The sequence below is a fragment of the Paenibacillus sp. UMB7766-LJ446 genome (assembly GCF_030226665.1).
GTDB classification, from domain to species: Bacteria; Bacillota; Bacilli; order Paenibacillales; family Paenibacillaceae; genus Paenibacillus; species Paenibacillus vandeheii.
In genome coordinates this window covers 38,475-62,977 of the sequence record NZ_JASOYM010000013.1, presented here as the reverse complement: position 1 = coordinate 62,977, position 24,503 = coordinate 38,475, and the positions used below count along the sequence as shown (strand labels likewise).

Sequence of the window (24,503 nt, the reverse complement as noted above, 5' to 3'; positions counted from 1 at the left end):
GAGGCACAGCAAATGACACCGTCCCCCTACTAATTTGTCCACTATAAAATTCACCTTGCCCAATCGCCTAAACTGACCACTCTCCGATAGTTCATATAATCAATCATTTCCTCCCAGTCCAACTCACCAGCATTACCATCACGATAGTATACGGCTGCAGCGGGCAGAAAACCGACCAACGGTCCCATGCCACCACAGATCATTGCGCCACCGTCGCCACCTTTGGGTATCATGGTTCCAGATGCATCAAGCGTAAGTTCATACGTATAGGGATCTCCTGCAAACTGGATACCAAAAAAGTTAGGCAGCTCCAGATCATATGGTCGATCATCCTCTTCTAATAGGGAAGGGCCCGGCTCTGCCGATTCATCCATGATTCCCTCAACCGCTTCAAGGCTCCCAAAATGCTTTAATTTCATCGTGTAGTCAAAGCTGTCTCCCCATGGAAATAATGTGCGGCAGCCACCTCCATACAGATACTCCCACTCATCTTCAGTAAGCAAACCAAAACCCGATTTTTCTTCTTCCTTGATGAGGTAATCCAGTGTTAAATCTTCATTGAACGAAAAAATCTGCACTGCCTCACCTTGACGTACCAGACGGAATTCTTGATGCAGTTCATATTGGTTCAGATCGGACAGCTTAAATTTCTCCAACTCTTCTGCAAAACAGGCATTCTCCTGCGCTACCGCTTCAGCTTCCGTTACTTCAATCCAGCCAAGGGAATGGTTGCTGCACTGCACTAGCATGGGCGCAATATGAACTTCTCTCACAGGAGACATCTGGCTACATAAAAAAGAATGTACATCCTCCACACCATACTCACTGACCGTCTCCAGCAAATCCGCAGAAGTCTCGTCGTTCATCCCATCCTGCCATCGATTCCACCCGAGTATTACCCGGTCACCAGGCACAAACACAAATTTCTGCTCATCATATGAAAATACACCTGTCTCGATTCCCTGACCGTATCGTTCAAATGTCTCCAATCCTTTATACTGCATACCTACGGGAAAATGATTGACCATCCCACGCAATAGTTCCTCTTTTTCCTGAGCAGATAATCCTTTCCACGCCTCCCGATTTAATACTTCCACGCACTCTCCCACCTTTCACTTTTGCCCTCATCTGCCTTAAAAACCTCATAGGCATACCCTTATTTCCCAGCCGCCTTTAACAGCTCTAACAGCAATTCTTTCCGTCTTCCATCGGCCTTGCGGGCGAGCGTTGCAAGCTTCTCCACCTTGCCCCAGATCGGATATAACGCTCGCTCCACTTCATAAGACTCCAGCTTTTGCAACTGTTTCACCAAAGGCTCAAGCTTCTCTTCATTTTCCAGTTCCGGCTGGATCTTGAGCTTCAGATAATCCGTAGAACGGCGCAAGCAAGCAACTAACGCAGGTATAGAACTAACCGTAACACCTTGTGTCTCAGTAAAGGCAACCGTGAACTTATCCTGTACCAGCTGATGCTCATCATCTACTTGGCCCATGTAATATTCAACCAAAGGGAAATACCGCTCATCTGTCAGCCCAAGTCCGAATGTTGCGTAGCTGCCTGGCATACAGCTCTTCTCACCTTCGGTATCCTGGTAAAATTCGAATTCTTCAATGGCTTCACGTGCATATTCTTCAAGGAATGGATATAGCTCTGGATATGCCAATGCGTTAGCAAAAAAGCGATGCGTATCCGACTTCGCGAGTCCTTTAATCGGCAGGTATTGCTTCACGCTGGATTTGAGCTTGATCTTATAGCTTTTTGGGAAGCCCTGCTTCAACAGACGGATGATAAAAGCAATGGCCTGTTCGTAGGCACCTGCTTCTTCCTTGCGAATGTGGATGGTAATCATCGAGAACACGTCGTTCGCAGTGAACTCCACCAGCTCATTTTTCACATGAATATCTTCCTTGGCATAGGTTCCGCTACCTTCCGTCATCATGCGAATCGCACGGCTGCTGCCCAATTGTTTGGCAAGCTCCAAGAAAGTAAGGCCTTTCGGTTTACTGTAACTAGGCTCATAACGAAGAATCAGTACGGCTGCATATAGCAGCAGATCAATAGGCTGTGCCGCCTGCTTCTCATGCTCACTATGAGGCTCGTCTTCCTCCAAAGAAGCACTTGGCTTGAGTGTATATACATTGGCGCTGTACGCTGAAGGCTGTACATCAAAGTATTGTGGCAAAAAATAATTCTCCGCCCATGACGTTATCGCACGGATAATATCACCACGATGCTCCGCCAGAGCTTCCTGACGCCCTTTGTTTAACTCCTGTATTCGATCATATTGCGCTATAGTCCACGCTACGTTCAGTTCAGGAAACAATTTTGGATCAAGCAGATGACGCGTCAGAAAAAAGGATTCCAACGGCTTTGTTGGATATGAACCCTTTAGCAGCTTTTGGTCTACGTATGTATGAATGCGCTCAAGCAGCTGCTGCCTTTTCCCTTCGTTGATATATTCGAGCATGGTCACTTGAAGCTTTCCTTCTGTCGTGGGAAATTTCCCGCGAAAGGTAAACCGATAGTCGATCAACGCTGTATCCACCAACTTGTCCAATTTCTCTTGAACGACTTCTACAAGCTTGGGCTGGATTTCATTCCGCACCTGTTCCTCCGTAAAAGGACCTGGATTCTTCGATTTGAATCCTTCATCCAATCCAAGATCCACACTGTCTATCGTGGTCCTTCCAGGTCTGTAATCCAGCAAAATATCATTAAAGATCCCCATTTGCAGCGTTGTTCGCTTCACAGCCTTTTCCAGGTCATTCCGCTTCAATTGTTCCTCAAACCATTCATGAATTACCGTAATCATCTCTTCCATTGCCTGATCATAGAGTGTACTCATCCTCTCGACCGCCTTCCCATATATCTAATGTCTGCTAATGTCTGCTGATGTCCACTAACGTCTTCTGCCCAAAAGCTCTAACTAATCTCTGATAACTTCGCATACCATCTATATAAAATACGTATCTACGTTCGTAGTTCCACCTATTATTTTACTCTCTCAAGCTCACCCGGAACAATAAGTCTTACGCACGGTTGTTCGCTGAAAAAAAAGAATGATCCTCTCTCCTGCCCATGTCTGTGCATCCCGCATATCAAGACAAAAACACCGGATTAGGCGATTTCCCGCCTATATCCGGTGTATTCACGAAATATTACGATTCTTTTTTATAACTTTAGTATGATTCATCTGGTGAATTATACACGGTATTAATTGACTGTTTTGAACCATTCATTGACTTCAGTTGTGATTTCATCGCCGCCCATGGATTTCCATTTCGTCACAAACGCGTCGAATTCATCGATGCCAACCTGACCATAAATGATTTTGCTGAATGTATCTTTCTCCAGCTTGTCGAGTGCGTCTTTCTTCATTTTCATCGTATCCGTAGGTGCACCAGTGAATTTGTTCTTGATTGCATCATCCTTATGGGCAACAACGACTTGAGCCGCAGCGAACACTTCAGGTTTGTTGGCAATTTTCGTATTTTTCTCAAATGGTGTTTCAGGCTCCTTACCCGAAGCAAGCTCAGCCAGGGTATCCATCATCAGGTTTGGAATCCGTGCACCATCATAAGTGAGTGTGTACTTCAGCGGAGATACGCCGTCTTTCAAATCAGCTTCACCAAGCACTTTGCCATCTACAATATCAAAGTCATATCCTTGAGCAAAGCCATGCTCAAACTCCCCACCCACTTCTGGATTAGCGAAGTTATCGAACAAATAATTTTGATATGTGAAGAAAATTTCCGGGTTGACCATATCTTTATTGATCAACACAACCCCGTTGCTTGCACCTGAACCGTGGTGATGGCTCTCGCCAGTTGGTCCAGTTGGCAGGGCAATTGCTTTGTAGGTAGCGCCGTCCACGTTTTTCTTCACATCATCGATCGGCCAGTTCGGCATCCAGTGTGGTCCCACAATGATTCCGGCTTTGCCTGCTGTAAACAGTTCGGCTGCCTTGATCTCGTCATATACGCCGGCTTCCTTCGGCAGATAGCCTTTGGACAACCAGTCTTTCATCGTTGCAAGTCCTTCTTTCACACCTGGTTGAATTGAGCCGTATTCCAGTGTTCCTTCTGAATTCACATTCCACTGCCCCGGCATCGTATTGTACATTCCGAAGATCCAGCCGGATTCACTCATCCACGTATTAAGGGCAATCTTCATGCCGACTGTCAGACCGTACGTATCTTTCTTCCCGTTACCATCCGGGTCTTTATTCGTAAATGCATCCATTACCGTAACGAGCTCATCGATCGTTTTTGGTTCTTCCAGCCCCAGCTTCTTCAGCCAGTCTTCACGGATAAACATAACCGGGTCGCCGTTATAAGCATAGTCGAAGATCGGAATACCATACCGTTTACCTTCGTACATGTACGGGTACCATTCTTCCGGTGCGGATTCGGCAGCCCCTTTCCATGTGTCGGATGCATACTTGTCGAACAATTCACCTGCATCGGCGAATTTACCTGACTCAATCAACTCACGTACCAGATTGTAGTCACCACGGATGGAGACGATATCCGGCAGCTCTTCGTTAGCCGACAGGGAGAGGCGAAGCTTCGTGTAGAAAGCATCGTTGGTCACCGACACAGCCCAAGGTGTAGTCAGGTCGATGCCCAGACGTTCTTTGGCCCATTTCGTGTGCACGTTGTTCTGTGCAGTCTCTCCGTTCTTGAACTTTGTATCATCATTCCAGGCTCGCAAATAGCTCATCTGAACCGCAGGTTCATACTTGCCGTCTTGCAGCGCAAGTGGCGCAGCCGCTTCCTTGGACGGTTCTTCCTTTGCCCCCGAACTGCATGCCGTTACGGCAACCATCGTCAGTGCAAGCAATGCAGTCATCATTTTTCTATACATGAAACCCCTCCTCAATCACTTTGAATACCCTTACATGAAAAGGATAGTGCAGCCGGGGATGCAAACATATATCACAATTTCAATGTTCATATTGATTTGTTAACCGTTCCGAAAATCCTGCGGGGTCAAGCCATAATGTTTGCGGAATACTTGAATAAAATAAGGGGTATTGTTGTAACCCACTTCCTGACCGACTTCATAGATCTTCATTGCCGTATGCTTCAGCAAGTGAACAGCACGTTCCATCCGGGAACGGATAATGTAGTCACTGATGCCTTCACCCGTTGATTGTTTATACATTTTAGATAAATATACCGGGTGCAGATGTACCTCCCCTGCAATGACCTGCAAGGAAAGATCTTCGCCCAGATGATGGTCAATCCATTGTTGGACCTGTCTAATCATGCTTGATCCACTTTCCTGGCCCGTATCGGTTGCACTTTGAGCCCATTGTTCCATCACACTCCGGGTCCATGCTTCCAGACTGCGAAGCGACACACCGTAACCATCCTTCAACAGCTGCTGATACTGCTCACCAAGGACATCGGACAACTGTCTGCCCTCCCGATGAGCCATGTATGAGAAAGCCGCTGCGAGATAGTGAAAAGCAACATACACATGCTCGGGGAACACACTATCCGATAACTCGGCGAAAATCGAATCAATCTTGCGGTTTGCATCCTCCATCCGTCCTGCTTCCAGCAATGCAGTCAGTCCAGGTGGCTCATACAGTGCGGCAAGTGATTTCAATGTTGCCCCATGGGAGCCGGCAACCGCATTGAGATGCAGTCCTTTGCCCGCTTCCGCCTGCTTGCGCAAGGCACTAACTGCCTGATGGTACAGCTGCGGAACCTGCTCTGGAAAACGACCGATTCGGCTAACGGACAGTGAAATCGTCGCGTTTAAATACTGCTTCACACTGTGAAGTAATCGTTCTCCAAGCCGTCCCATTAAGATTTCCGGTTCAGACTGTGCCTGTTTGGGGCTAGCCATGAAGACGAGATCATCATAGGCATCGTCCGTATGACAGAGATGATAGCTGCTGCCAAAGATCTCCTCCACCACATTGGATATAGCGTATTTCATTAATCGGAATGCCTTGTGCGTTGGCTGCGGATCATCATAACGAATGAGCAGCAGCTGCATTTTGTCCTGAGGGCGGAAATTAATCTCCAATTGCTCCAGCTTTTCCACAAGTTCACTCTCTGCAAATTTGTGCCCCAACAGCACATCCTTCATTAACCCAGCCCGCTTCTCCGGTAAATGCTCTCTCACCGAATACATAGCGCGCTGATGCATCAATTGTTTCTCTCCCTCCAGCCGAATCTGGACGGAGGCCTGCTGCACGGCTTCAATCAGTTCCTCATCCCGCACTGGCTTCAGCAGATAACTCACTGTTCCATGACGGAGTGCCTGCTTCGCATAATCAAAGGATGCGTGTCCAGATAAAATGATACATTTGGTCCGCTCCCACTTTTGCCGAATATGACTCACCAGATCCAGACCGGACAAGCCCGGCATACGAATATCGGTGATGATAATATGGATTTGATGTGCCGTCATTTGCTGCAAAGCCTCTTTAACTGAATACGCCTTATACACCTGTCCAATCCCATGTTCCCTCCACGGTATGGAGGATGCAATCGATTCCACCGCTGAATGTTCATCATCCACGACCATTAGATTCATCATTAGGATACTCCTCCTCAAACCATCGTATTTCTACACTGAGACCCCCATAAGGGATCGATGCAAAGTGAAGCCCCGAAGAATGACCATATCGTGTAACGAGCCGCTGGTGTACATTCCAGGTGCCCGTGCCAATCTCTTCACCCATCGGTTCATTGATTTCTCGTTCAAGACCAGCAATCTCTTCCGGCGTCAGAGTAACACCATCGTTATCAACAAACAGACTGTATCGTGTGTATTGCCTTCCATCCATTTTCTCTTGTGCTGCCATGCCTGTAACCACGATGTGACCGCTACCCTCCATCGGTTCAATGCCGTGAATGACTGCATTCTCCACGATAGGCTGGATCAGCAACCTTGGAATGTGCTGCTGCATCAGCTCTTGCGGTACAGCGATCTCATACGACAAACGATTGGTACGCAACTGTTGGATGGACAAATAATTGTCCAGCAACCGAATCTCCTCTTCCACGGTCGTCATATCGTTCTCATCACGTGTGATGTAGCGATAGTAATCTCCCAGACTGAGCGACATGGCAATAACCGCTTCACGGTTGCCAAGCTGCGTCATATTTTTAATATAAAACAGGCAATTGTACAGGAAATGAGGATTAATCTGTGATTGCAGATGCTTTAACGTTGCTTCCCGTGAACGGATGCGTTCCTCGTATACCTTTTCGATCAGCTCTTGAATCTGCTCGGCCATGTGATTGAAGCTCTGCGTCAGATACGCGAATTCATCACGGGAGTGATCGACCGGAATTCGTGTGGACAGCTGTCCTTTGCGAATCTGTTGCAGCCCTCTCATGAGACGTTGGATCGGCACCTGTACCTTCCGGTATAACAACAGTGCAGCACCAATACTGAGCACGAGCAGCAGCAAAATGGAAGTAATAAACATATTTCGACTCTTGTCCATTGGCGTAAGCAAATCATCCAGCACAACCGGGTTAACATAGATTCCGTTCAGCTGTTTGGAGAGCACATAACTGACCAAGTACTGCTTGCCCCCCACCTCCAGCTGATGGTTGCCTTCACTGCCCAGCGCGTTTATCGGCATGTCCTCCATGATGGCCTGGATCAGCTCGGGGTCCGCACTTCGATTCAATAACGGCTCATTGCCCGGTACAAATAGAAAGGGATCTCCCCCTTGGGCCTCCTTGAAGTCGTCCAGCATGGCTACAATGTTCATTGGATCAAAATTAATCTCCATCACGGTTCGAACACCCGTAGTCACCGGTTTTGCACTCCACTCATAATTATCCGTGAAGAAGTAGGTGAAGCTCCCTTGATCCAATTGCCACTGTCCAGGTTGGGGAAACTTCAACATGTTCTCATTGTATACGGTTCGACTTGTCTTGGTGGATAAAACCAATTCTGCCTGAGGCAGAACAATGGTAATATCGTTCTTCCAGCGGCTGGTGGACTGGTACAGCGACAATTTATCGAGAATATCGAGATAGATGCTATTTTTCTCATATTGGCTGGTCGATTCCGTCATGTAACGATAGTGCAAAATACTTGGATCGCGCAGTAACGTCAGCCCGTAGAGCGAAAGCTGCTCAATATTTTTATCCACCTGAGAGCTAAAATAGTTGAACTGGTTCAAGCTGGATTGCTGCTTCTCCTCGACGATCATGTCCACGTTCGCCTGATTGGCGTAGGTATAGAGCAACAAGATGGGTACCAGCAAGCAGACCAGCAGCATAACTGTTTTTGAGAAAACTGTAAATTTCATTGCTTCACCCTGTCCCGGTAAAAGTAAAGATACACATCGAAGTCCTATTTTATATTGAAACCCCTTACATATCTATACTGAATTTCGCATGAAGCCCTTTTCGGCCTCTCGGTCAGCTTCTCTATTTGATGTTCATTTTTATTGAATAGTGCTCTGCTTCCCCCTTTATGTGTTGTTATATCAACAAGTTAATAAATCAACATCCGCCTTGAAATGTTGTTCTATAGCCCAACCGTTTCCATTGCTATAATTCAGTTGCTCCACTTTTTGCAGAGGCTGACTGGCCTTATGATGCAGAGGCTGGACGATATAAAGGAGGGACCTGATGGCTATGGAACAACCACTAACGACCAATACGCCGGTGCGGCAGGCAACACACAATCCACGCAAACGTACCCGCTGGAATTTCAAACGCAATTGGCCGCTGCATCTGATGCTGCTGCCTTCGGTACTGCTCACATTGCTGTTCGCCTATGTGCCTATGGGCGGCATTATTATTGCTTTTCAGGATTTCAAACCATGGCTGGGATTCACCGGTTCCAAATGGGTAGGATGGGATAACTTCCGATTCATGTTCGAATATCCGGACAGTGTTCAGGTCATCTGGAACACGATGCTGATCGCTGCCATGAAAATTGTGGCCGGACTCGTGGCCCCGGTTGTGTTTGCCATTTTGCTGAATGAAGTACGAAACTCCACGTTCAAAAGGTTCTCGCAGACGCTGGTATACCTGCCCCACTTCCTGTCGTGGGTTGTACTGGGCGGCATCCTGCTAGACATGCTCTCTCCCGAAGGCGGTCTGATTAACCAGGTGCTCGCGGCTGTTGGCATTGAACCGATCTTCTTTCTTGGCGATGGCGACTGGTTCCGTGTAACCGTGGTTATCAGTGATGTATGGAAGGAATTTGGATTTGGTACCATTGTCTTTCTTGCAGCCCTCGCGGGCATTAACCCTGCGCTGTATGAAGCTTCCGAAGTTGACGGGGCAACACGGCTTAAGCAGACTCTGCACATTACGCTGCCTGCACTCGTGCCGATGATTATTGTCGTGGGAACACTATCACTGGGGAATATTCTTAATGCCGGATTTGACCAGATTTTCAACCTGTACAATCCACTTGTATATGATAAAGGCGATATTATTGACACGTTTGTTTACCGGATGGGTATTTTGAATGGCAAAATGAGCTTTGCGACTGCGGTTGGTTTGTTCAAATCCTTTGTCGCCATGTTCCTCGTAATTACTGCCTACCGGATGGCTTACAAAATAGCCAATTACCGCATTTTCTAAGGAGGAATTAAGGTGTATCACAAAACGACCGGATACCGTATATTTAACGGCTTCAACCTGTTCTTCATCGCGGCCGTCTCGCTGCTGTGTGTGCTGCCGCTTGTCCACATTCTGGCGGTTTCCTTCAGCGGTAAAGCGGCAGCTTCCGCCAATCTGGTAACGCTCTGGCCGATTGATTTTACCGTCGATGCCTATACCAAAACGTTTGGTAACAGCAACTTTCTCAGCGCACTCTGGATCTCGGTGCAACGTACCGTGTTCGGTACGCTGCTCAGTATGGTGCTGGTCACCCTGACGGCATATCCTCTATCCAAAGAGAGTTTGAATTTCAAGGGACGTTCGCTGTATGCGTGGTTTTTCATCTTCACGATGCTGTTCAGCGGCGGACTGATCCCGTCCTATATCCTGATTCAAAAGCTGGGACTGATCAACACCCTGTGGGCTCTGATTTTGCCTGGGGCTGTGGCGGTCTGGAACCTGATTCTCATGATGAACTTCTTCCGTAACGTGCCCAAAGAGCTCGAAGAAGCAGCGTTCATCGATGGTGCCAACCATATCACTACACTGTTCCGTATTTATCTGCCCGTATCGATGCCGGCCATTGCGACGATCTCCCTGTTCACGATGGTGGGGCAGTGGAATTCCTGGTTCGACGGACTGATCTATATGAATGACGCAGCCAAATACCCGCTCGCTACGTTAATGCAAACCATTATCGTACAGCAGGATTTCTCCAACATGAATGTCGATGCAACACAGCTTCAGAACATGTCGCAGCGTACCGTTAACGCAGCCCAGATCTTTATCGGGGCACTGCCAATCCTGCTCGTGTATCCGTTCTTGCAGCGATTCTTTGTAAAAGGTATTGTGCTTGGGGCTGTAAAAGAATAGGGTTCGTATACTGAATGCATTCGCATAAATTCGCATAATTCATCCCGAGGTTCATAACGCATTTATTTACTTCGGGATGATTTCCCGCGAATGGCGTTGTTATATTCATTAATGAGTTCATCCAGAACCATCGATTGACGAATGACTTCCGGATGCCACAGTTCTTTATGAGAATTTGCAATCTGGTAGAGCCTCTGTCTTGCCTTTTCGATACATTCCTGAATGGTTTCCGGATTATGCACCATACTCCCGCCCCCTGTTGTCCTTCAATATCCTCCATCCAAAAAAGACCATCTATTATAATATTCGGAACGAAGGTAGCTGCACATTACCCCAAAATCGAATTTATGGTTATTTTTTCTTGTAAAGGTTGAAATAAGATGAGCAATGGACTTCGATGGTGCAAAAACACGAAAAAATACCGGATAGGCTTATAGCCTTATCCGGTATTTCTATTTTACGGTAAAACGGTTCCATTCATCTTAATCCGATATCCTCAAAACGATTGCCAATTGTCTCGGGGAAGGCCTGTTTAATGGCATCGATGGCACGCTGTTCCGCTTTCCCCGCCTGCTTGATCAGGTTGATTACCCTCAGCACAAGCCCCGGCTCCTTCGCATCCCATGCTGGTGAATCCTCAACCTTCTCCATCATCTGTGCATATACGTCTGCGAGTAACGCATACTCCTGCACCACATGATTCATCTGATTGGATAAATGCCCAAGCTCTGCAACATAGGCGGCCATATCCTTTCTTGTATTAGCATAATAGCGTAAAACCATGGCAGCTTGATCGGTTTCATATATTCCGGATTGCAGTGCAGCAGCAATAGCTGCATATGCAGCAGGTCCACAGGCGTAATCCTGGGGTGGCAGCATATAGTCATGGGTTTCCCATTTGTACACAGCCTGGATTAATGATTCCTTGCACACTTCCCATATGTCTACGGTTGTATGAGATTCAAGCACCTGATAGTACCAGTATGGTGTACTGTTTCGACCAAAAGAATCATAGGGCAGACGAACAACCTCATTTCCTTCACTTTCACATATAAACAGTACCTGCTCCCCATCATCATATCCCGTGCAAATGACAAACTGATCATGCCACAGAATGGCCCCTACACCCCGATCAATGGAAGCTTTGATATCCAGCAGGGCCTGCTTCTGATAGAGCGGAAAGGTCAGCTCGAACGAAAAGCCCCCGTGTTGTCCGGTCGTGACGCCAATGAAATCCGCAGCTACAAAATTCTCCGCCATCCAGTTGTATGCCGAAATCGATTCTGTCGTTAGACCCCGATCTACTACTAATCGAAACACACTTGCGGTCATCCCCGCAATCATGTGACGCGGTAAATCCGTCCACTGTTTATGCATCAGAATCCGGTACATCGCATCTATATAGGAGCCCGCTCCGTTCCATGATATGTGTTCACATGCAGAATTTCTGCTCCGTGGAACATGAATTAAATCCAGCAATATTTTGCTTTCCATCGTCTAAGCCTTCCTTTCCTACCTCGCCGAGTGCGCTCCCCACCGCGGCACAGTGGATCGTTTACGGTCAGGATACTTTAGAGAGATCAAGCGAAAATAATCAACAGCCTGCTCTTCCAATGTCTTCACTTCCAATAAAGCCTGTGCCAGCTTCTCTGTGGCGTCTGCCTGCATGATCCATCTGTTATGCTCCTGAATCATGTATCCCTTCATCTGTATAATCAATGCTCCAAGCTGTTCATAACATGCATAGGCCTGGTCCAGTTCAGTCCATATTCCGCGCGCATTCTGCAAGTACATCTGAATTTCAGTTCGCGACTGGCAATAGGATTGCAAAATATACGCAGCACCCGATGGATCGTAATCTCCACTCCGAAGGGCTTGCACCCACACCTCATACGCCAGTCTGCCCGAAGCAACATTTCGATCAGGCAGCAGTCGATAAGGGATATCCCAATCCTCAATCGCCAATCTCAATGATTCCAGCAGCATCTGTTGTTCAGGGATATGCACCTTTTCACCAAAAACCTGACAATACCAGAACCCGGTGAAGTTTAATCCGAAATTGTCATACAGTAAAATCTGGGGTTCCTTACTCCAGCCGTCTTGCACATAAAAGATGCGATCACTGTCATCATAACCATGAATGACACCAAATTCCGGAATCCAGTAGATTACTCCTAAGCCCCCATCCAGGCTGCGCTTCACCCAATCCACCGCATCCTGCTGGTAATACCCGAATGTGGGGTGACGTGTCCGTCCTCCATCCCAGATCGTGAATATTCCCAGGTTATCGATTCCTTGGCGATGGGATTCGCCCCATTGACCGTAGGCTGTAACCGACATATGCAGCAGTCTGCGGTGTACCGAAAGTTTGAATGCCATCCCCGTATATCCAGCGAGCACATATTTAGAACCCTGAAACAGACCCGCATGGGTCAATACAGCGTGTAAGCTATCCACATACGATTTGGACTCTCGCTTCATCATCAGGTTTGCTAACACAACTTCAGTCAAAAAAAGTCTCCTCTCCATGGTTGTTCTAATTCACGTCAATCTTGCGCTGTATTGAAAGCCTGTCGATTATTCCTTCAGCACTTTGCTGAAGCTTTCGTCTAAGCCACGTTGGAGACAACAGTTCCTCCCACTCACTAATGAACAAATGCTGTAGGAAAGCATCTGTGTCATAAAATTCAATAAAGTGAATCTCATCTTGCTTCGCCCGAATCCGATATCCTTGCCACAGCTCTGTTTGCTGCACTTCTTTCAACCTTATCTCAGCGACAAACGGTTTACGAACAGGCAAAATCTCTTCCCATACACCCAGCAACCCGTCTGTTTGACACTGAAACGTCTCGTTCGTCATCTGCACATGAATCATGCCCTCCAGCCGGATGGCCGTTTGCTGTAACGGGTCTCTTTCATAACCAATCACGTAATCGGCGTTGAACTGGGACAGCATCTTCAATGGACACCAGGTAAATTGCCGTTCTCCGGCATGATCTCTGTAATGAATATGTACTTTGCGCGATTCGGCAATCGCATGGGACAAAATCTCAAAGAACTGAAGCTGCTGCGGATCTGCCTGAAACACAGGAAGCTGACTATTTCCCATCTGCTGTTCCTCGAGCGTAAAACGCTCCAGCAAATGTGCTACACGCTTCACCGCATCCGACTGGTCATAATTGTAATGCCGATAACGATGTGCCAGATACTTAAGCACCCGCTGCTCTTCTTCCGTCATATATAAATGGGGCAGCCGGTAGGTCTGATCCTCGTAACAATACCCCCGATATTTTGCTATATACACCAGGGGGGCACGAAGGGAAATTGCCATATATTCAATATCGCGCTGGGCCTGCCGCCTGGATATTTCAAATTCCCGTGCAAGCCAGCTGCTGTTTGGAAAACGTCCGCTTCGAATCTGCCCGTCAAACCAGTGAATACGATGCATGTTGCTCATTTCCCCGCCCCCTGGTTCATTCCGTATTTAATAATTGTATTATACCAAAAGACATGGCCTGTTCCGAAGAACAGGCCTGTTATGTTATACGGTTACCTTGTCCACTCTGGACTGCACAGCTTTGGAGCATTTCTTGCATACTTTCAGACTCGTACCATCCGTTTTGGTTTGCGAATACAACAATTTAATCCGTGTACTGCTGCACACCGGGCATGTTCCTCTTCCTCGGGATGGTAGATTCCACAGGACGCGTCCTCTTTTTGTTTTTGCCAACGTTTGTGAACCTCTTTTCGATAGGGTTTATGTGTTCACCGTTATTATAGAGGGCATGGTACGACATAGAATGTCGCAGCAGTATGGAACATGCCAAGCATAAAAAAATGTCCCCTCTTCGGCTTGAAGAAAGGACATTTTTCAGGAATCATGTATTTCGGACTGAGTTGCCGCTTGTAACAAAGGCTGCAACAGACCAGGAAAACGCACTTCCAGATCCTCGGATCTTAGCGTCAGGAAATGCTGTGTACCTTGCACTCTCACCCGAATGACTCCGGCTTCCCGCAGGGTTCGAATATGGTGTGACATCGTGGATTTCACAACAGGTGCACGAAAATGACTGCATGGCTGCTCACCACTTCTGGCTGCTTCCGTTACAATCCCTAGACGGATGGGATCACTTAAAGCGTACAATACAGAGGAAAGTTCAATATCCTCCACTTGGGGATGGTGTAAAATCTTCATCGTTGTAGTCTCCTTTTTTTCAGACTATCCATTGTATTTTAGCACAATTCCATGATATATTTCTAATGTTCGATACCAATCGAACTTATAAACCTATTTCGTTTATGTATCCCCTGCTGTAAGGCATGGGATTCACACATACCCCATTTTGCAAATGTTACACTCCGTTTCTGAAATGTTGCGAAATACAAATTAAACTGGGAGGTTTTTATGAACAACACCGCAGCTGCATCATCTGGGGAACGGACAGCAGGAATACAGGAAGGCTTAATCGTAGGTCTGCTGGGCTTCACGGTTGTACTTGTCGTTATGAACACGATGATGTTCAATCTGGCATTGCCCAAAATTGCAGCCGAGTTTATGCTTTCATCTGTCTCTTCTTCTTGGATTGTCACCGGTTATTCCATCGTTTTTGCTATTTCCTCAATTACGTTCTCACGTCTATCGGATTTTGTACCAATTCGCACCCTGTTTACGACCGGTCTTACCTTGCTTGGTGCGGCATCCGTCCTTGGCTTCTTCAGTAACCATTTTATCTTCCTGCTCATTGCGCGTCTGATTCAGGCTGCGGGCGCAGCTTCTGTACCGGGGCTCGCCATCGTGCTTATTACTCGTTACATTCCAAGTGACCGCCGGGGGAAATCCATGGCTGTTGTCATGTCTGCAAGCTCACTGGGTCTTGGACTCGGACCTGTGATCGGCGGCAGTATTACACAGTTTCTCGGATGGCATGATCTGTTTATCGTTACCGGACTAACCTTGTTTCTCATTCCTGTATTTTTCAGACTGCTTCCAAGTGAAATGCCGAAAAAGGGTTCATTCGACTTGCTCGGCGCGCTGCTACTGGCGATCGGAACAACCGGTGTCCTGCTATTCCTCACTTCACGTGAATGGGTAACCCTTGTCGTTGGTGCGGCTGCACTCGTTCTGTTCTGGTTGCGTATTCGCCGTGCGACTGATCCCTTTGTTCAACCGGCCCTGTTCAAAAACAAAAAATATATGATGCTCAGCTCACTGGGGATTGTATCGTACATTAACAACTTCTCAACGCTGTTCCTGCTGCCACAGATTCTGGCACATCTGTATGCCCTCACTCCCGCTCAATCCGGACTCGTCATCTTCCCTGGTGCAATTGTGTCCATGCTTTTATCCAATCGGATCGGTCGCATGATTGACCAGCATGGCAATACACAACTGCTCAAGTTCGCACCTTGGTTGCTGCTCGCTGCTGCAGGACTGTTTGCTCTATTTGCAGACGACAGCATCTATGCCATTATGGCCGTGTATATTCTGCTTAGCGTAGGCTTCTCTGCATTGACAACCAGCGTATCCAATGAATTGTCAGGCAATCTGACGATGGATCAGGTCGGTGCTGGTATGGGACTGTTCCAGCTTAGCCAGTTCTTCAGCGGTGCATTTAGCGTTGCGGTAACTGGTGTGGCATTGACTGCAATGCAGCAAATGCCGTTATCATCAGCTTACACCAACATTTTCTGGGGCATGACCGTGGTTGCTCTGGCATCCATTATTTTCTCCCAGGTGTATCTGAGAATGCAGTCACGGAAAGAAACTGTCGCTTCACACTAAGCAGTTTAAAAGGCTCGCAGTAGACTCTTCATATAAGAAAGCCAGGGATTGGACCGATGGGGTCTGATCTCTGGCTTTTTTGGTATTTTATTAGGAAAAATTATCCCTCCGTATTACTTTCTCTCTGTTTTTCTTATATGATAACCAGATAGTATATGTATTTAGAGAACGATAAAACCAAGGGGATGTCTACTCACATATGAAGCTTCAAAAGTTTAATTCACTATTTCGTATCCCTACATACCGGCTGTTTCTCATGTGTATGTTGTTGCAAGGCATGGCTATTTCAATCAGCGCTCCCTTTCTGGCGGTCTACTTTACAACCCGTCTCGAAGTATCCATCGCTACATTTGGACTATTCACTGCAGTAACTCTTATGGCGGGTGTGCTATTCAGTTCCTGGATCGCCAGACGATCGGATCAACCCGGGGCTCGCAAAGTAATTTTGGTGACTGCTACGGTTTGCAATGCTCTGGCTTTTGCCGGGTACCTGTGGATTCACGACTTCACTCTATTGTTTATCTACATGACGGTGATGACTGCAGTCGGCTCTCCCGCCATGCCACAATTGTTCGCAGCTGCAAGAGAAGCGGTTAATGCCGCAACGGACGTCGATCATGCTGTAGCCAATTCCACCCTGCGCTCCGCGTTTTCACTGGGGTTTATTACGGGACCTTTACTCGGAACTTTATTGATTGCTTACATTGGATACACCGGCATATTCGGTTCAACATGTCTTATTTTTTTGATCAATGCACTATTATTTTTCTTTCTCTTAAAAAAGGCCCCCGAGCCTTCTTCACTCCGTCCATCTACGGGTGGCATGCACATAAAATTGCATCAGGATGCAAGAATCTATATGCCTTTTCTCATTACTACACTCTTGTATATGGCACATTGGATGAATAACCTGAATGCATCACTGTTCATTATTCACCATCTGGGCGGGGGTACCCGGGAAGTTGGCTGGATCGCCAGCCTATGCGCGGGGCTTGAAATTCCCATTATGCTAGGCTTGGGCCTGCTCGCCTCAAAGTATCCAAACCGCTTACTCATGTTATGGGGCTCTCTGGTGGGTGCCGCTTACTATGTCATTGTTTTGTTCTCCAGTGAACTGTGGCACTTGCTGGCAGGACAGCTATTGCTCGCATTCTTTGTCGCTGTCATCTCTGCTATCGGTATCAGTTACATGCAGGATCTGCTACCGTCCATGCCTGGCTATGCGTCCACGCTCTATTCCAACGCTTCTACGTTGGGAAGATTGTTTGGCAGTCTGGTAGGGGGATGGACAGCCGGGGCGTGGGGGTATCGAAATTCATATTGGGTATGTCTGCTGCTTGTTCTGCTTTCGTTAGGTATGCTTGTAGTCACACAACAATTTTCAAAAGAGAAACGTCAGACGCTCTCACTCTAAACAGATCCGGATCGAATTCTTAGTAAAAGTAAAAAACACGAACACAACAAAGCCCCACCATGGACACAGCAATAGCATTCCAGTAAAGCAAAAAATCCTTCCATTCCCGTTAAGCGGGAGGAAGGATTTTAAATTTGCCCTTCTGGGGCGAAGCTCTAGAATTGACTGCATCTCCGAATCAAGTTATACGGAATGTGCAGCTTTCATCTGGGCAGCCAGCTCAGACATTTTTTTATCGTTCAAATAGCTCTCCATCTCTTCTTCCGCACGAACCATCACCTGCTGAATCAAGCAGCCTTCGTTATGATCCTGTGAGCATTCGAACAGGGAAGCCTTGCCTTCAATCGCATGGATAATCTCCAGAAAAGAAGGGTCCGGATTCTTCCGGCTAAGCCGATAACCACCATTGGCACCCGAAGTTGATTCGATCATGCCGGCTTTGACCAGCTTCGTCAATATTTTGGATAAGTAGGTTGGAGATACTTTCTGCATCTCAGCTAATTGATGTACACTAACCAGTTGTTCCGGTTCGGTCGCAACCAGAAAAAGCATCGTGTGCAGGGCATAATTTGTAGCTTTCGAATATTTCATGAGGGCACCTCATTATATACGGATTTAATTTATCTATAATAGACTTGATTGAACGCTCTGTCAAACGTCGAAAATTCCAACAAAATCAAACAAACGGGGGCATCCGCACATTTAACTGTGATAAAGCCCACGATAATCCGTTGGAGTCATGCCCTCATGAGCCAGAAATTGGCGGTTAAAATAACTGGCATTGGGATATCCCGCCTCCTCTGCGATCTGTCCAATGTTGGCCATTGGACGTTCCAGCAGCCACTGCTTCGCCATCTGCAACCGGGAACGGGTTATAAATTCCATCGGGGTCATCTCCACGGCACTCTTGAACATTTTGCAAAAGTAATACGAACTTACACCCGCCTTATCCGCCCAATCCTGTAACAAAAATGGCTGGCACGCCTCCTGCTGCATCTGTGGAAGCAGTCCAAGAATACGACTCTCGGCCTTGCTCGTACGCGTGCTTTTCAGTGGAACAGCATGCTGCACGAACTCAGCCAGCACAGCGTAAGTCAGGGTAGATAGTTGGGCTGGACGCAGCATCCGGTTCTGCTCGGCCTCATTCAGTAGAGCCATATGCGCTTCTTCCCATGGTGCCTGCTGCCGCAGCGTCCACAGCAGATTACGATGCAACCCCCGCTCAATCATATAATCATGCAGCCGTTCACCGTAAAAATGAACCCATCGCACATCCCATGGATCGTCCTCGCTGCTGTAGTAATGCTGCCGCTGCTGCGGGAAATATAGTACAGCTTGGCCCGCTCGAAGCTCATGCACTACCCCCTCCACTTCTACGTACCCCTTACCAGAAGCAACGTAGTGAATATTGAAGTTGTTAAGTGCGCCTGCCTCCCGTAACACAGTGTGCTCTGGGTGGTCGACATAAAGTCCAACGGACTCTGGATAACAAAAATAGGGAATATCCTGCAAGGTTAGCAGTACCGTCTGTCTCATCATGGCCTATTCTCTTTTCTAAACAATATTGTGTTAACTCACTTCAATATATTATCATTTTCATTCATTCATCTATTACATATAATCACAATATACATTCATTCATAGGAGGAAACAACAAATGAATTCAGATCGAAAATTGCGCTGGGGAATTCTTGGTAGCGCTAGCATTGCCGTACGATCCGTTATTCCAGGTTTGCAGCAATCCGAGTTGAATGAAGTGACCGCCATTGCCAGCCGGGATGAAGAAAAAGCGAAACAAACCGCTGACCAACTCGGCATTTCTCAAGCTTATGGCAGCTATGAAGCTTTGCTTGCTGACGATTCCATTGATGCGGTCTATATTCCGCTTCCGAACCATCTGCACCGGGAGTGGACACTCCGTGCCGCTGAAGCTGGTAAACATATTTTGTGTGAAAAGCCCCTGGCACTGACGGAGCAGGAAGCTCAGGAGATGGTGCAAGCCTGCGAAGACGCCGGTGTTCATCTCTCCGAGGCACTCATGTACCGACACCATCCACGTTATGATCAGATTAGGGATATTATCGCCAGCGGAGAAATTGGTGACATCCGCGGCATTCATAGTACATTTTCGTTCAACAGTTCCGGCTCGACGGGCAATGTCCGTTTCCGGCGTGATTGGGGCGGCGGTGCTCTGTATGACATCGGTTGCTATTCCATCAGTGCAGCACGGTTGCTGCTTGGTCAGGAGCCCTCGGCCGCGACCGTCATTGGCATGTTTTCTCCCGAGCATGGTCATGTGGATATGATGGCATCCGGCTTGCTTGAGTTCGACAATCATATTGGCGTCACCTTTGACAGCAGCATGTGGGCTGCCTTCCGCAACACACTGGAGGTGCTTGGTTCAGATGGCATCATCGAGGTACCATCTGCTTATATCAGCAATCCAGACCGCGGCTCCAACTTCTTCGTAATTGTTGACGGCGAGCGTAAAGAAATTGAAGTTCCACAGGTAAACCACTACTCCCTTCAGGGGGACGACATGGCACGAGCTGTGCTTCAAGGAAAGGCTCTGCGCTTCGCTCCATCCGATGCTGTAGCCAATATGAAAGTACTCGAAGCTTGTCTTCGTTCGGCAGAAGAACGTACACGAATCACACTATAAGAAAAGGGGATGAACTGAATTATGGAATACATTGAAATTGCTGGTGCAGGCAAACCGATCTCCCGATTGATTAAAGGAACCGATTATTTCTACAATGATTCCTATGAGAAAGCAGCTACGAACATGGATGCATTCCTGGCGATTGGCGGTAATACCGTTGATTCCGCGCATATCTATTGTGGCGGGCAGAGTGAAGAAGTGCTCGGACGTTATATGCAGGAACGGAGTAACCGTAACGAGATCGTTATTTTGACCAAAGGTGCACATCACGATCAGAATGGTCCACGTGTTAACGCTGATGCTATCCGCAGCGATCTTCTTACCAGTCTGGAACGGCTTCAAACCGAACATGTGGAGCTCTATGCCCTGCATCGGGATGACCCAAACATCCCCGTTGGTGTGATCCTTGAAGCGTTGAACGAACATATTGAATCCGGTAAAATCGGCGCGATCGGCGCCTCCAACTGGACCTGGCAGCGGCTGGAGGAAGCTAACGCATATGCGGCCGCTAATGGTCTGAAAGGTTTCACATTCAGCAGCCCGAATCTCAGTCTTGCCAAAGCAAACGAACCGTTCTGGGCAGGCTGTGTATCGGCAGACGAAGAAACGCTGGCATGGCATGAGCGCACCAAGCTTCCTTTGCTGTCTTGGTCATCTCAGGCTCGTGGCTTCTTTACCGGACGATTCACACCTGAAGTGCGGGATAATGAAGATCTGGTTCGTGTATTTTACAGTGACGGCAACTGGGAACGTTTGCATCGGGCGGAACAATTGGCCGAGTCCAAAAATACCACGCCAATTCAGATTGCACTTGCTTATGTATTAAACCAACCATTTCCGACCTGTGCGCTGATTGGGGCTCAAAATCGGGAAGAGCTTCTGTCCTGTGACGAAGGTTCCCGTATCACATTGACACGTGAGGAACTGGATTGGCTGGACCTAGGCAGTAATGTAAAACCAAGCGTTTAATTCAAATATGCGCTTTGATCCAACCTTAAAGGTCAAGGGGCTGACTATTCCGCAATTGAGCGGAGTGGTCGGTCCCTTTTTTGGATTCCAGCTAACTATTCGAACATTGTAAACATCCCGCAGGCAGGATCAATAATCGCTGTTCACTATGCTCCGTTTATCGCCAAGATCCGGTTCGAACTTGTCCACTATTACGTATTCCACATATATGATTGTCATGAAAAAAGTAATAAAAAGAGACTACCTACCAGAAATATTTTTCTGGAGGTAAGCCCCTTTTTAATATGAAATAGTCAAACTTTTAAAGTAATGACGATAATATCGTAACGATTACAACTTCACAATCTGACCTGTCTTCTCGGATTCGAATGCTGCCAGAATGACTTGCAGGGAACGCAGACCTTCTTCACCGGAAATGCTTGGAGGGGTTTGCGTTACAATTGACTCTACAAAAGCATCAATCACGCCGCTTGGTACTTGTTTCTCGTTCGTAGCCATCGCACCGACTTTGTATGTCTCAACCGTTCCGTTAGTCAGTTCAACAATAACCTCGTCGCCTTCTACCGTTCCGATCTTCATCACACCATTTTCACACCACAGAACCGTACTGTTATCTCCTGCTCTGTATTGTGTCCAGCTGGCAACCAGCGTACCGATAGCACCGCTCTTCATACGCAGCAGGCAAGTTGCGTTATCGTCCACTTTGGTGTTTTCCTTATGCAGCGTGCTGATGAAACCAGCAACTTCGGACACTTCATCATCCAGCAAATAACGGATAAAGTCCGACTTGTGCACGCCCAGGTCACCCATGGCACCCATAATCGCTTCTTCTTTACGGAAGAACCAGCTTTCTGCACCGTCTACGCTCCAGCCTTCCGGACCCGGATGACCAAAGGAAGTACGGAAATTCAGAACTTTGCCAAGTTTGCCGGAATCCAAAATTTCTTTGGCTTTTATGTGCGGAGGCATCAAACGCTGGTTGTGTCCAACCATCAGATACACACCGTTTTTCTTGGCAGCTTCGATCATTTGCTCGCCTTCTTCGGTTGTAACCGCCATCGGCTTTTCTACCAGTACATGCTTGCCGGCATTCGCAGCAGCAATGGCCATCGGAGCATGCAGGTAGTTCGGCGTACAAACGCTGACTGCATCCACTTCTTCACTTGCAAGCAATTCTTCGTAGCTGGAGTAAGCTTTACCGCCGTAAGTTTCGGCCATCTTCTCCGCACGCTCCACGATCGGATCGGCAAAAGCGACAAGTTCTACGTTCTCATTGGCAGCGTATTCTGGAATATGTCTGCGCTCGGCAATGGCTCCACAGCCGAATACAGCAACTTTAATTTTACTCATGTACAAATGTCCCCTTTGACAAATAAATTAGAATTGGTTCAGGTAATTCTGCTTCAACCAGTTATGGCTGTTGGCTACGCTTTCAAGCGGTGGATTCTGGCAAACGTCCTGTTCCACGATCAGCCATTCTACACCTGCACTTGTAGCTGCTTCAATAACAGCTGGCAAATTAACCGAACCTTGTCCCAGTTCCAAAGTCTTCATCTGACCCTGTTCGTCTTTGCTGAAGTCTTTCAAGTGAAGCAGCGGCAAGCGGCCTGCATATTTATTGATGTACTCAATCGGATTTTGTCCGGCAAATTGTACCCAACAAACGTCCATTTCCACTTGAACCGCTTCAGGTGTCGTTTGAGCAAACATCGCATCAAAGGCATTTTCGTCGCCAACCTGACCGTGGAATTCGAAATCATGGTTATGATAACCGAAGATCAGACCTTGTTTGGTCGCTTCTGCACCATATTGTTGCAATTCATTAAACAGTTTGGTCCAGCCTTCTGCATTCTCTGGGCGATCTTCAGGCATCAGGTATGGGCAGATCATATATTGAGCACCAATGGTTTTGAGGTAGTCGATTTGTTGTTGTAAATCTTCACGCATCGCATGCAATGAAACGTGGCTGCTGAAACCTTTCAGTCCAAGCTCATCCAACAGCGCTTTCATTTCTTCGGCAGGAATGTCACCATATCCGGCGAATTCGACGCCTTCATAACCAAGCTCTGCTACCTTACGCAACGTTCCACGGAAATCTGCTGCAGTTTCATCACGGAGCGTAAACAATTGCAAACCAATATTAAGTTTTTTCATAATAGATACACCTCTGCTCTCAAATTTGCTTTCATTGCTCTATCTGGTATCATCCTAACGCAAAACAGGCTAGAATGAACATATACAATATCGTCAGAACATGAACTATCTGATCAAATTTTTAAATTTGGAGGATTACATCTTTTGGAAACCTCAATACTGATCTGTGACTATTCCTATCACTATAAGGCGTTTAACCACAATATGAAGGGCGAGTTGCAAACGTATCTGTTCCGTCTGCAAACCGAGGGCTCTTGCAAGGTATATGTACAGGATGAAGAATTTAAGATGATTGGCGGAGATTTACTGCTGCTTAAACCCGGGGACGACTACCATCTCGTTGTTGAAGAACCCCACAAGGAGGGCAGGTTGTCCAGCGGAGACTATTATTTGTTCTGTGAAGGGACGTGGATTGAAAGCTGGTGGAAGCGTCACCATCGATCCACCGTGAGTCACATCGGATTGGATGATAAATTGGTGAGCCTCTGGCGCAATATGCTTCTGGAGAAACGTCGCGGACCACTGGAGGAAAATATAGAACTGAGTGACGCACTGCTGCGGGGCTTGTGCCTGTATATCGATCGGGCCATCAAGGAGAATATTCAGACGGATCGATCTGTTTCTTCGACGCTGAAGCTGAAACGATTCATCGAAGAGCATGCTACCGTGACCTTCAAACTCGAAGAAGCTGCCCGCTACGCAGGACTAAGCCTGTCTCGTGCGGTGCGATTATTCAAGGAGCACTACGGCCAAACGATGATTCAATATGCCATTGAGATTCGGCTGAACGCTGCCTTGGAGCGCATGAAGTACAGCGATATGACCCTGGAGCATATTGCCGAAACCTGCGGCTTTGCAAGCTATTCCTATTTCCACCGGGTATTCCGGTCCCATTTTGGAATGTCCCCGGCTGAATATCTCAAATCCCAGGCCCATCAGTCCATTGATCTGGAGCATTTATGACGCTACAACCACAAACCTGTATAGTTAAATATAGTATTCTTATAGATTCATATATACCAATCTTATAATCTATTAATCTACAAT

Annotated in this window: 22 protein-coding genes; 7 read left to right on the top strand and 15 right to left on the bottom strand. The window is 47.2% G+C overall.

Features of this window, described 5'->3' with window-relative positions; genetic code table 11:
- Positions 1-50 precede the first annotated feature (50 nt).
- The 5 genes from QP794_RS26050 to QP794_RS26030 all read right to left on the bottom strand — a co-directional run bounded on the left by QP794_RS26050 (position 51) and on the right by QP794_RS26030 (position 8,293).
- A complete protein-coding gene (locus QP794_RS26050; protein ID WP_285079672.1) occupies positions 51-1,097 on the bottom strand; it encodes a hypothetical protein in 1,047 nt (348 codons plus the stop codon).
- Positions 1,098-1,156: 59 nt separating this feature from the next.
- Positions 1,157-2,845 (bottom strand): DUF6138 family protein, encoded by a 1,689-nt coding sequence (locus tag QP794_RS26045; protein WP_285079671.1) that lies wholly within the window; start codon positions 2,843-2,845, stop codon positions 1,157-1,159.
- A 368-nt stretch (positions 2,846-3,213) separates the two neighbouring features.
- Positions 3,214-4,866 (bottom strand): extracellular solute-binding protein, encoded by a 1,653-nt coding sequence (locus QP794_RS26040; RefSeq protein WP_285079670.1) that lies wholly within the window; start codon positions 4,864-4,866, stop codon positions 3,214-3,216.
- 99 nt (positions 4,867-4,965) lie between these two features.
- Entirely contained in the window at positions 4,966-6,558 is a 1,593-nt protein-coding gene (locus tag QP794_RS26035) for a response regulator transcription factor (protein ID WP_285079669.1), read from the bottom strand.
- Positions 6,533-8,293 (bottom strand): sensor histidine kinase, encoded by a 1,761-nt coding sequence (locus tag QP794_RS26030; RefSeq protein WP_285079668.1) that lies wholly within the window; start codon positions 8,291-8,293, stop codon positions 6,533-6,535. Before QP794_RS26030 ends, QP794_RS26035 begins: the two co-directional genes overlap by 26 nt.
- 331 nt (positions 8,294-8,624) lie before the next feature.
- Between QP794_RS26030 and QP794_RS26025 the strand changes: the two genes are divergently transcribed.
- Complete coding sequence (locus QP794_RS26025; RefSeq protein WP_483311957.1) at positions 8,625-9,584, top strand: ABC transporter permease; 960 nt, start codon at positions 8,625-8,627, stop codon at positions 9,582-9,584.
- Positions 9,585-9,596: 12 nt separating this feature from the next.
- Positions 9,597-10,475 carry a carbohydrate ABC transporter permease gene (locus QP794_RS26020; RefSeq protein ID WP_024631475.1) on the top strand — a complete coding sequence of 293 codons (879 nt, stop codon included), beginning with the start codon at positions 9,597-9,599 and terminating at the stop codon, positions 10,473-10,475.
- 62 nt (positions 10,476-10,537) lie between these two features.
- Here QP794_RS26020 and QP794_RS26015 read toward each other — a convergent pair whose 3' ends face one another.
- From QP794_RS26015 to QP794_RS25990, 6 genes are all read right to left on the bottom strand, one after another.
- Positions 10,538-10,720, bottom strand: a complete 183-nt coding sequence (locus QP794_RS26015; protein WP_024631476.1) for an aspartyl-phosphate phosphatase Spo0E family protein — start codon at positions 10,718-10,720, stop codon at positions 10,538-10,540.
- Between the two features lie 232 nt (positions 10,721-10,952).
- Positions 10,953-11,969 carry a hypothetical protein gene (locus QP794_RS26010; protein WP_285079666.1) on the bottom strand — a complete coding sequence of 339 codons (1,017 nt, stop codon included), beginning with the start codon at positions 11,967-11,969 and terminating at the stop codon, positions 10,953-10,955.
- 18 nt (positions 11,970-11,987) lie between these two features.
- Positions 11,988-12,986 (bottom strand): hypothetical protein, encoded by a 999-nt coding sequence (locus QP794_RS26005; RefSeq protein ID WP_285079665.1) that lies wholly within the window; start codon positions 12,984-12,986, stop codon positions 11,988-11,990.
- A 25-nt stretch (positions 12,987-13,011) separates the two neighbouring features.
- Positions 13,012-13,932, bottom strand: a complete 921-nt coding sequence (locus tag QP794_RS26000) for a helix-turn-helix transcriptional regulator (RefSeq protein WP_285079664.1) — start codon at positions 13,930-13,932, stop codon at positions 13,012-13,014.
- 84 nt (positions 13,933-14,016) lie between these two features.
- The gene (locus QP794_RS25995; RefSeq protein ID WP_072735590.1) at positions 14,017-14,205 is read right to left on the bottom strand and encodes a hypothetical protein; all 189 of its coding nucleotides are present in this window, start codon (positions 14,203-14,205) and stop codon (positions 14,017-14,019) included.
- Positions 14,206-14,346: 141 nt separating this feature from the next.
- Entirely contained in the window at positions 14,347-14,670 is a 324-nt protein-coding gene (locus QP794_RS25990; RefSeq protein ID WP_285079662.1) for an ArsR/SmtB family transcription factor, read from the bottom strand.
- Between the two features lie 210 nt (positions 14,671-14,880).
- Between QP794_RS25990 and QP794_RS25985 the strand changes: the two genes are divergently transcribed.
- Both QP794_RS25985 and QP794_RS25980 read left to right on the top strand, forming a co-directional pair.
- Positions 14,881-16,257, top strand: a complete 1,377-nt coding sequence (locus tag QP794_RS25985; protein WP_285079661.1) for an MFS transporter — start codon at positions 14,881-14,883, stop codon at positions 16,255-16,257.
- A 199-nt stretch (positions 16,258-16,456) separates the two neighbouring features.
- Positions 16,457-17,671 (top strand): sugar efflux transporter, encoded by a 1,215-nt coding sequence (locus QP794_RS25980; protein WP_285079660.1) that lies wholly within the window; start codon positions 16,457-16,459, stop codon positions 17,669-17,671.
- Between the two features lie 183 nt (positions 17,672-17,854).
- Here the strand turns inward: QP794_RS25980 and QP794_RS25975 are convergent, their stop codons facing one another.
- Entirely contained in the window at positions 17,855-18,262 is a 408-nt protein-coding gene (locus QP794_RS25975) for an Rrf2 family transcriptional regulator (protein ID WP_094937093.1), read from the bottom strand.
- Between the two features lie 111 nt (positions 18,263-18,373).
- Positions 18,374-19,210, bottom strand: coding sequence for a helix-turn-helix transcriptional regulator (locus QP794_RS25970; protein ID WP_079350170.1), 837 nt, complete (start codon positions 19,208-19,210; stop codon positions 18,374-18,376).
- Between the two features lie 118 nt (positions 19,211-19,328).
- On the opposite strand from QP794_RS25970, the gene QP794_RS25965 reads away from it, so the two are divergent.
- Positions 19,329-20,333 (top strand): Gfo/Idh/MocA family protein, encoded by a 1,005-nt coding sequence (locus tag QP794_RS25965; protein WP_285079659.1) that lies wholly within the window; start codon positions 19,329-19,331, stop codon positions 20,331-20,333.
- Positions 20,334-20,354: 21 nt separating this feature from the next.
- Positions 20,355-21,302, top strand: coding sequence for an aldo/keto reductase (locus QP794_RS25960; RefSeq protein ID WP_285079657.1), 948 nt, complete (start codon positions 20,355-20,357; stop codon positions 21,300-21,302).
- Between the two features lie 330 nt (positions 21,303-21,632).
- Here QP794_RS25960 and QP794_RS25955 read toward each other — a convergent pair whose 3' ends face one another.
- Positions 21,633-22,652 (bottom strand): Gfo/Idh/MocA family protein, encoded by a 1,020-nt coding sequence (locus QP794_RS25955; RefSeq protein ID WP_285079656.1) that lies wholly within the window; start codon positions 22,650-22,652, stop codon positions 21,633-21,635.
- A 27-nt stretch (positions 22,653-22,679) separates the two neighbouring features.
- On the bottom strand, positions 22,680-23,456 hold the full coding sequence (locus QP794_RS25950; RefSeq protein WP_024631488.1) for a sugar phosphate isomerase/epimerase family protein: 777 nt from the start codon (positions 23,454-23,456) through the stop codon (positions 22,680-22,682).
- Between the two features lie 144 nt (positions 23,457-23,600).
- Between QP794_RS25950 and QP794_RS25945 the strand changes: the two genes are divergently transcribed.
- Positions 23,601-24,419: a helix-turn-helix domain-containing protein gene (locus tag QP794_RS25945; RefSeq protein ID WP_285079655.1), complete on the top strand. Its 819-nt coding sequence runs from the start codon at positions 23,601-23,603 to the stop codon at positions 24,417-24,419.
- The last annotated feature ends 84 nt before the right edge of the window (positions 24,420-24,503 follow it).

Coding starts and splice junctions, on each gene's coding strand:
- QP794_RS26045 (WP_285079671.1), bottom strand. CDS start 2,845: ATGAGTACACTCTATGATCAGGCAATGGAAGAGATGATTACGGTAATT.
- QP794_RS26040 (WP_285079670.1), bottom strand. CDS start 4,866: ATGTATAGAAAAATGATGACTGCATTGCTTGCACTGACGATGGTTGCC.
- QP794_RS26035 (WP_285079669.1), bottom strand. CDS start 6,558: ATGATGAATCTAATGGTCGTGGATGATGAACATTCAGCGGTGGAATCG.
- QP794_RS26030 (WP_285079668.1), bottom strand. CDS start 8,293: ATGAAATTTACAGTTTTCTCAAAAACAGTTATGCTGCTGGTCTGCTTG.
- QP794_RS26025 (WP_483311957.1), top strand. CDS start 8,625: ATGGAACAACCACTAACGACCAATACGCCGGTGCGGCAGGCAACACAC.
- QP794_RS26015 (WP_024631476.1), bottom strand. CDS start 10,720: ATGGTGCATAATCCGGAAACCATTCAGGAATGTATCGAAAAGGCAAGA.
- QP794_RS26010 (WP_285079666.1), bottom strand. CDS start 11,969: ATGGAAAGCAAAATATTGCTGGATTTAATTCATGTTCCACGGAGCAGA.
- QP794_RS26000 (WP_285079664.1), bottom strand. CDS start 13,932: ATGAGCAACATGCATCGTATTCACTGGTTTGACGGGCAGATTCGAAGC.
- QP794_RS25990 (WP_285079662.1), bottom strand. CDS start 14,670: ATGAAGATTTTACACCATCCCCAAGTGGAGGATATTGAACTTTCCTCT.
- QP794_RS25985 (WP_285079661.1), top strand. CDS start 14,881: ATGAACAACACCGCAGCTGCATCATCTGGGGAACGGACAGCAGGAATA.
- QP794_RS25980 (WP_285079660.1), top strand. CDS start 16,457: ATGAAGCTTCAAAAGTTTAATTCACTATTTCGTATCCCTACATACCGG.
- QP794_RS25975 (WP_094937093.1), bottom strand. CDS start 18,262: ATGAAATATTCGAAAGCTACAAATTATGCCCTGCACACGATGCTTTTT.
- QP794_RS25970 (WP_079350170.1), bottom strand. CDS start 19,210: ATGATGAGACAGACGGTACTGCTAACCTTGCAGGATATTCCCTATTTT.
- QP794_RS25965 (WP_285079659.1), top strand. CDS start 19,329: ATGAATTCAGATCGAAAATTGCGCTGGGGAATTCTTGGTAGCGCTAGC.
- QP794_RS25960 (WP_285079657.1), top strand. CDS start 20,355: ATGGAATACATTGAAATTGCTGGTGCAGGCAAACCGATCTCCCGATTG.
- QP794_RS25955 (WP_285079656.1), bottom strand. CDS start 22,652: ATGAGTAAAATTAAAGTTGCTGTATTCGGCTGTGGAGCCATTGCCGAG.
- QP794_RS25950 (WP_024631488.1), bottom strand. CDS start 23,456: ATGAAAAAACTTAATATTGGTTTGCAATTGTTTACGCTCCGTGATGAA.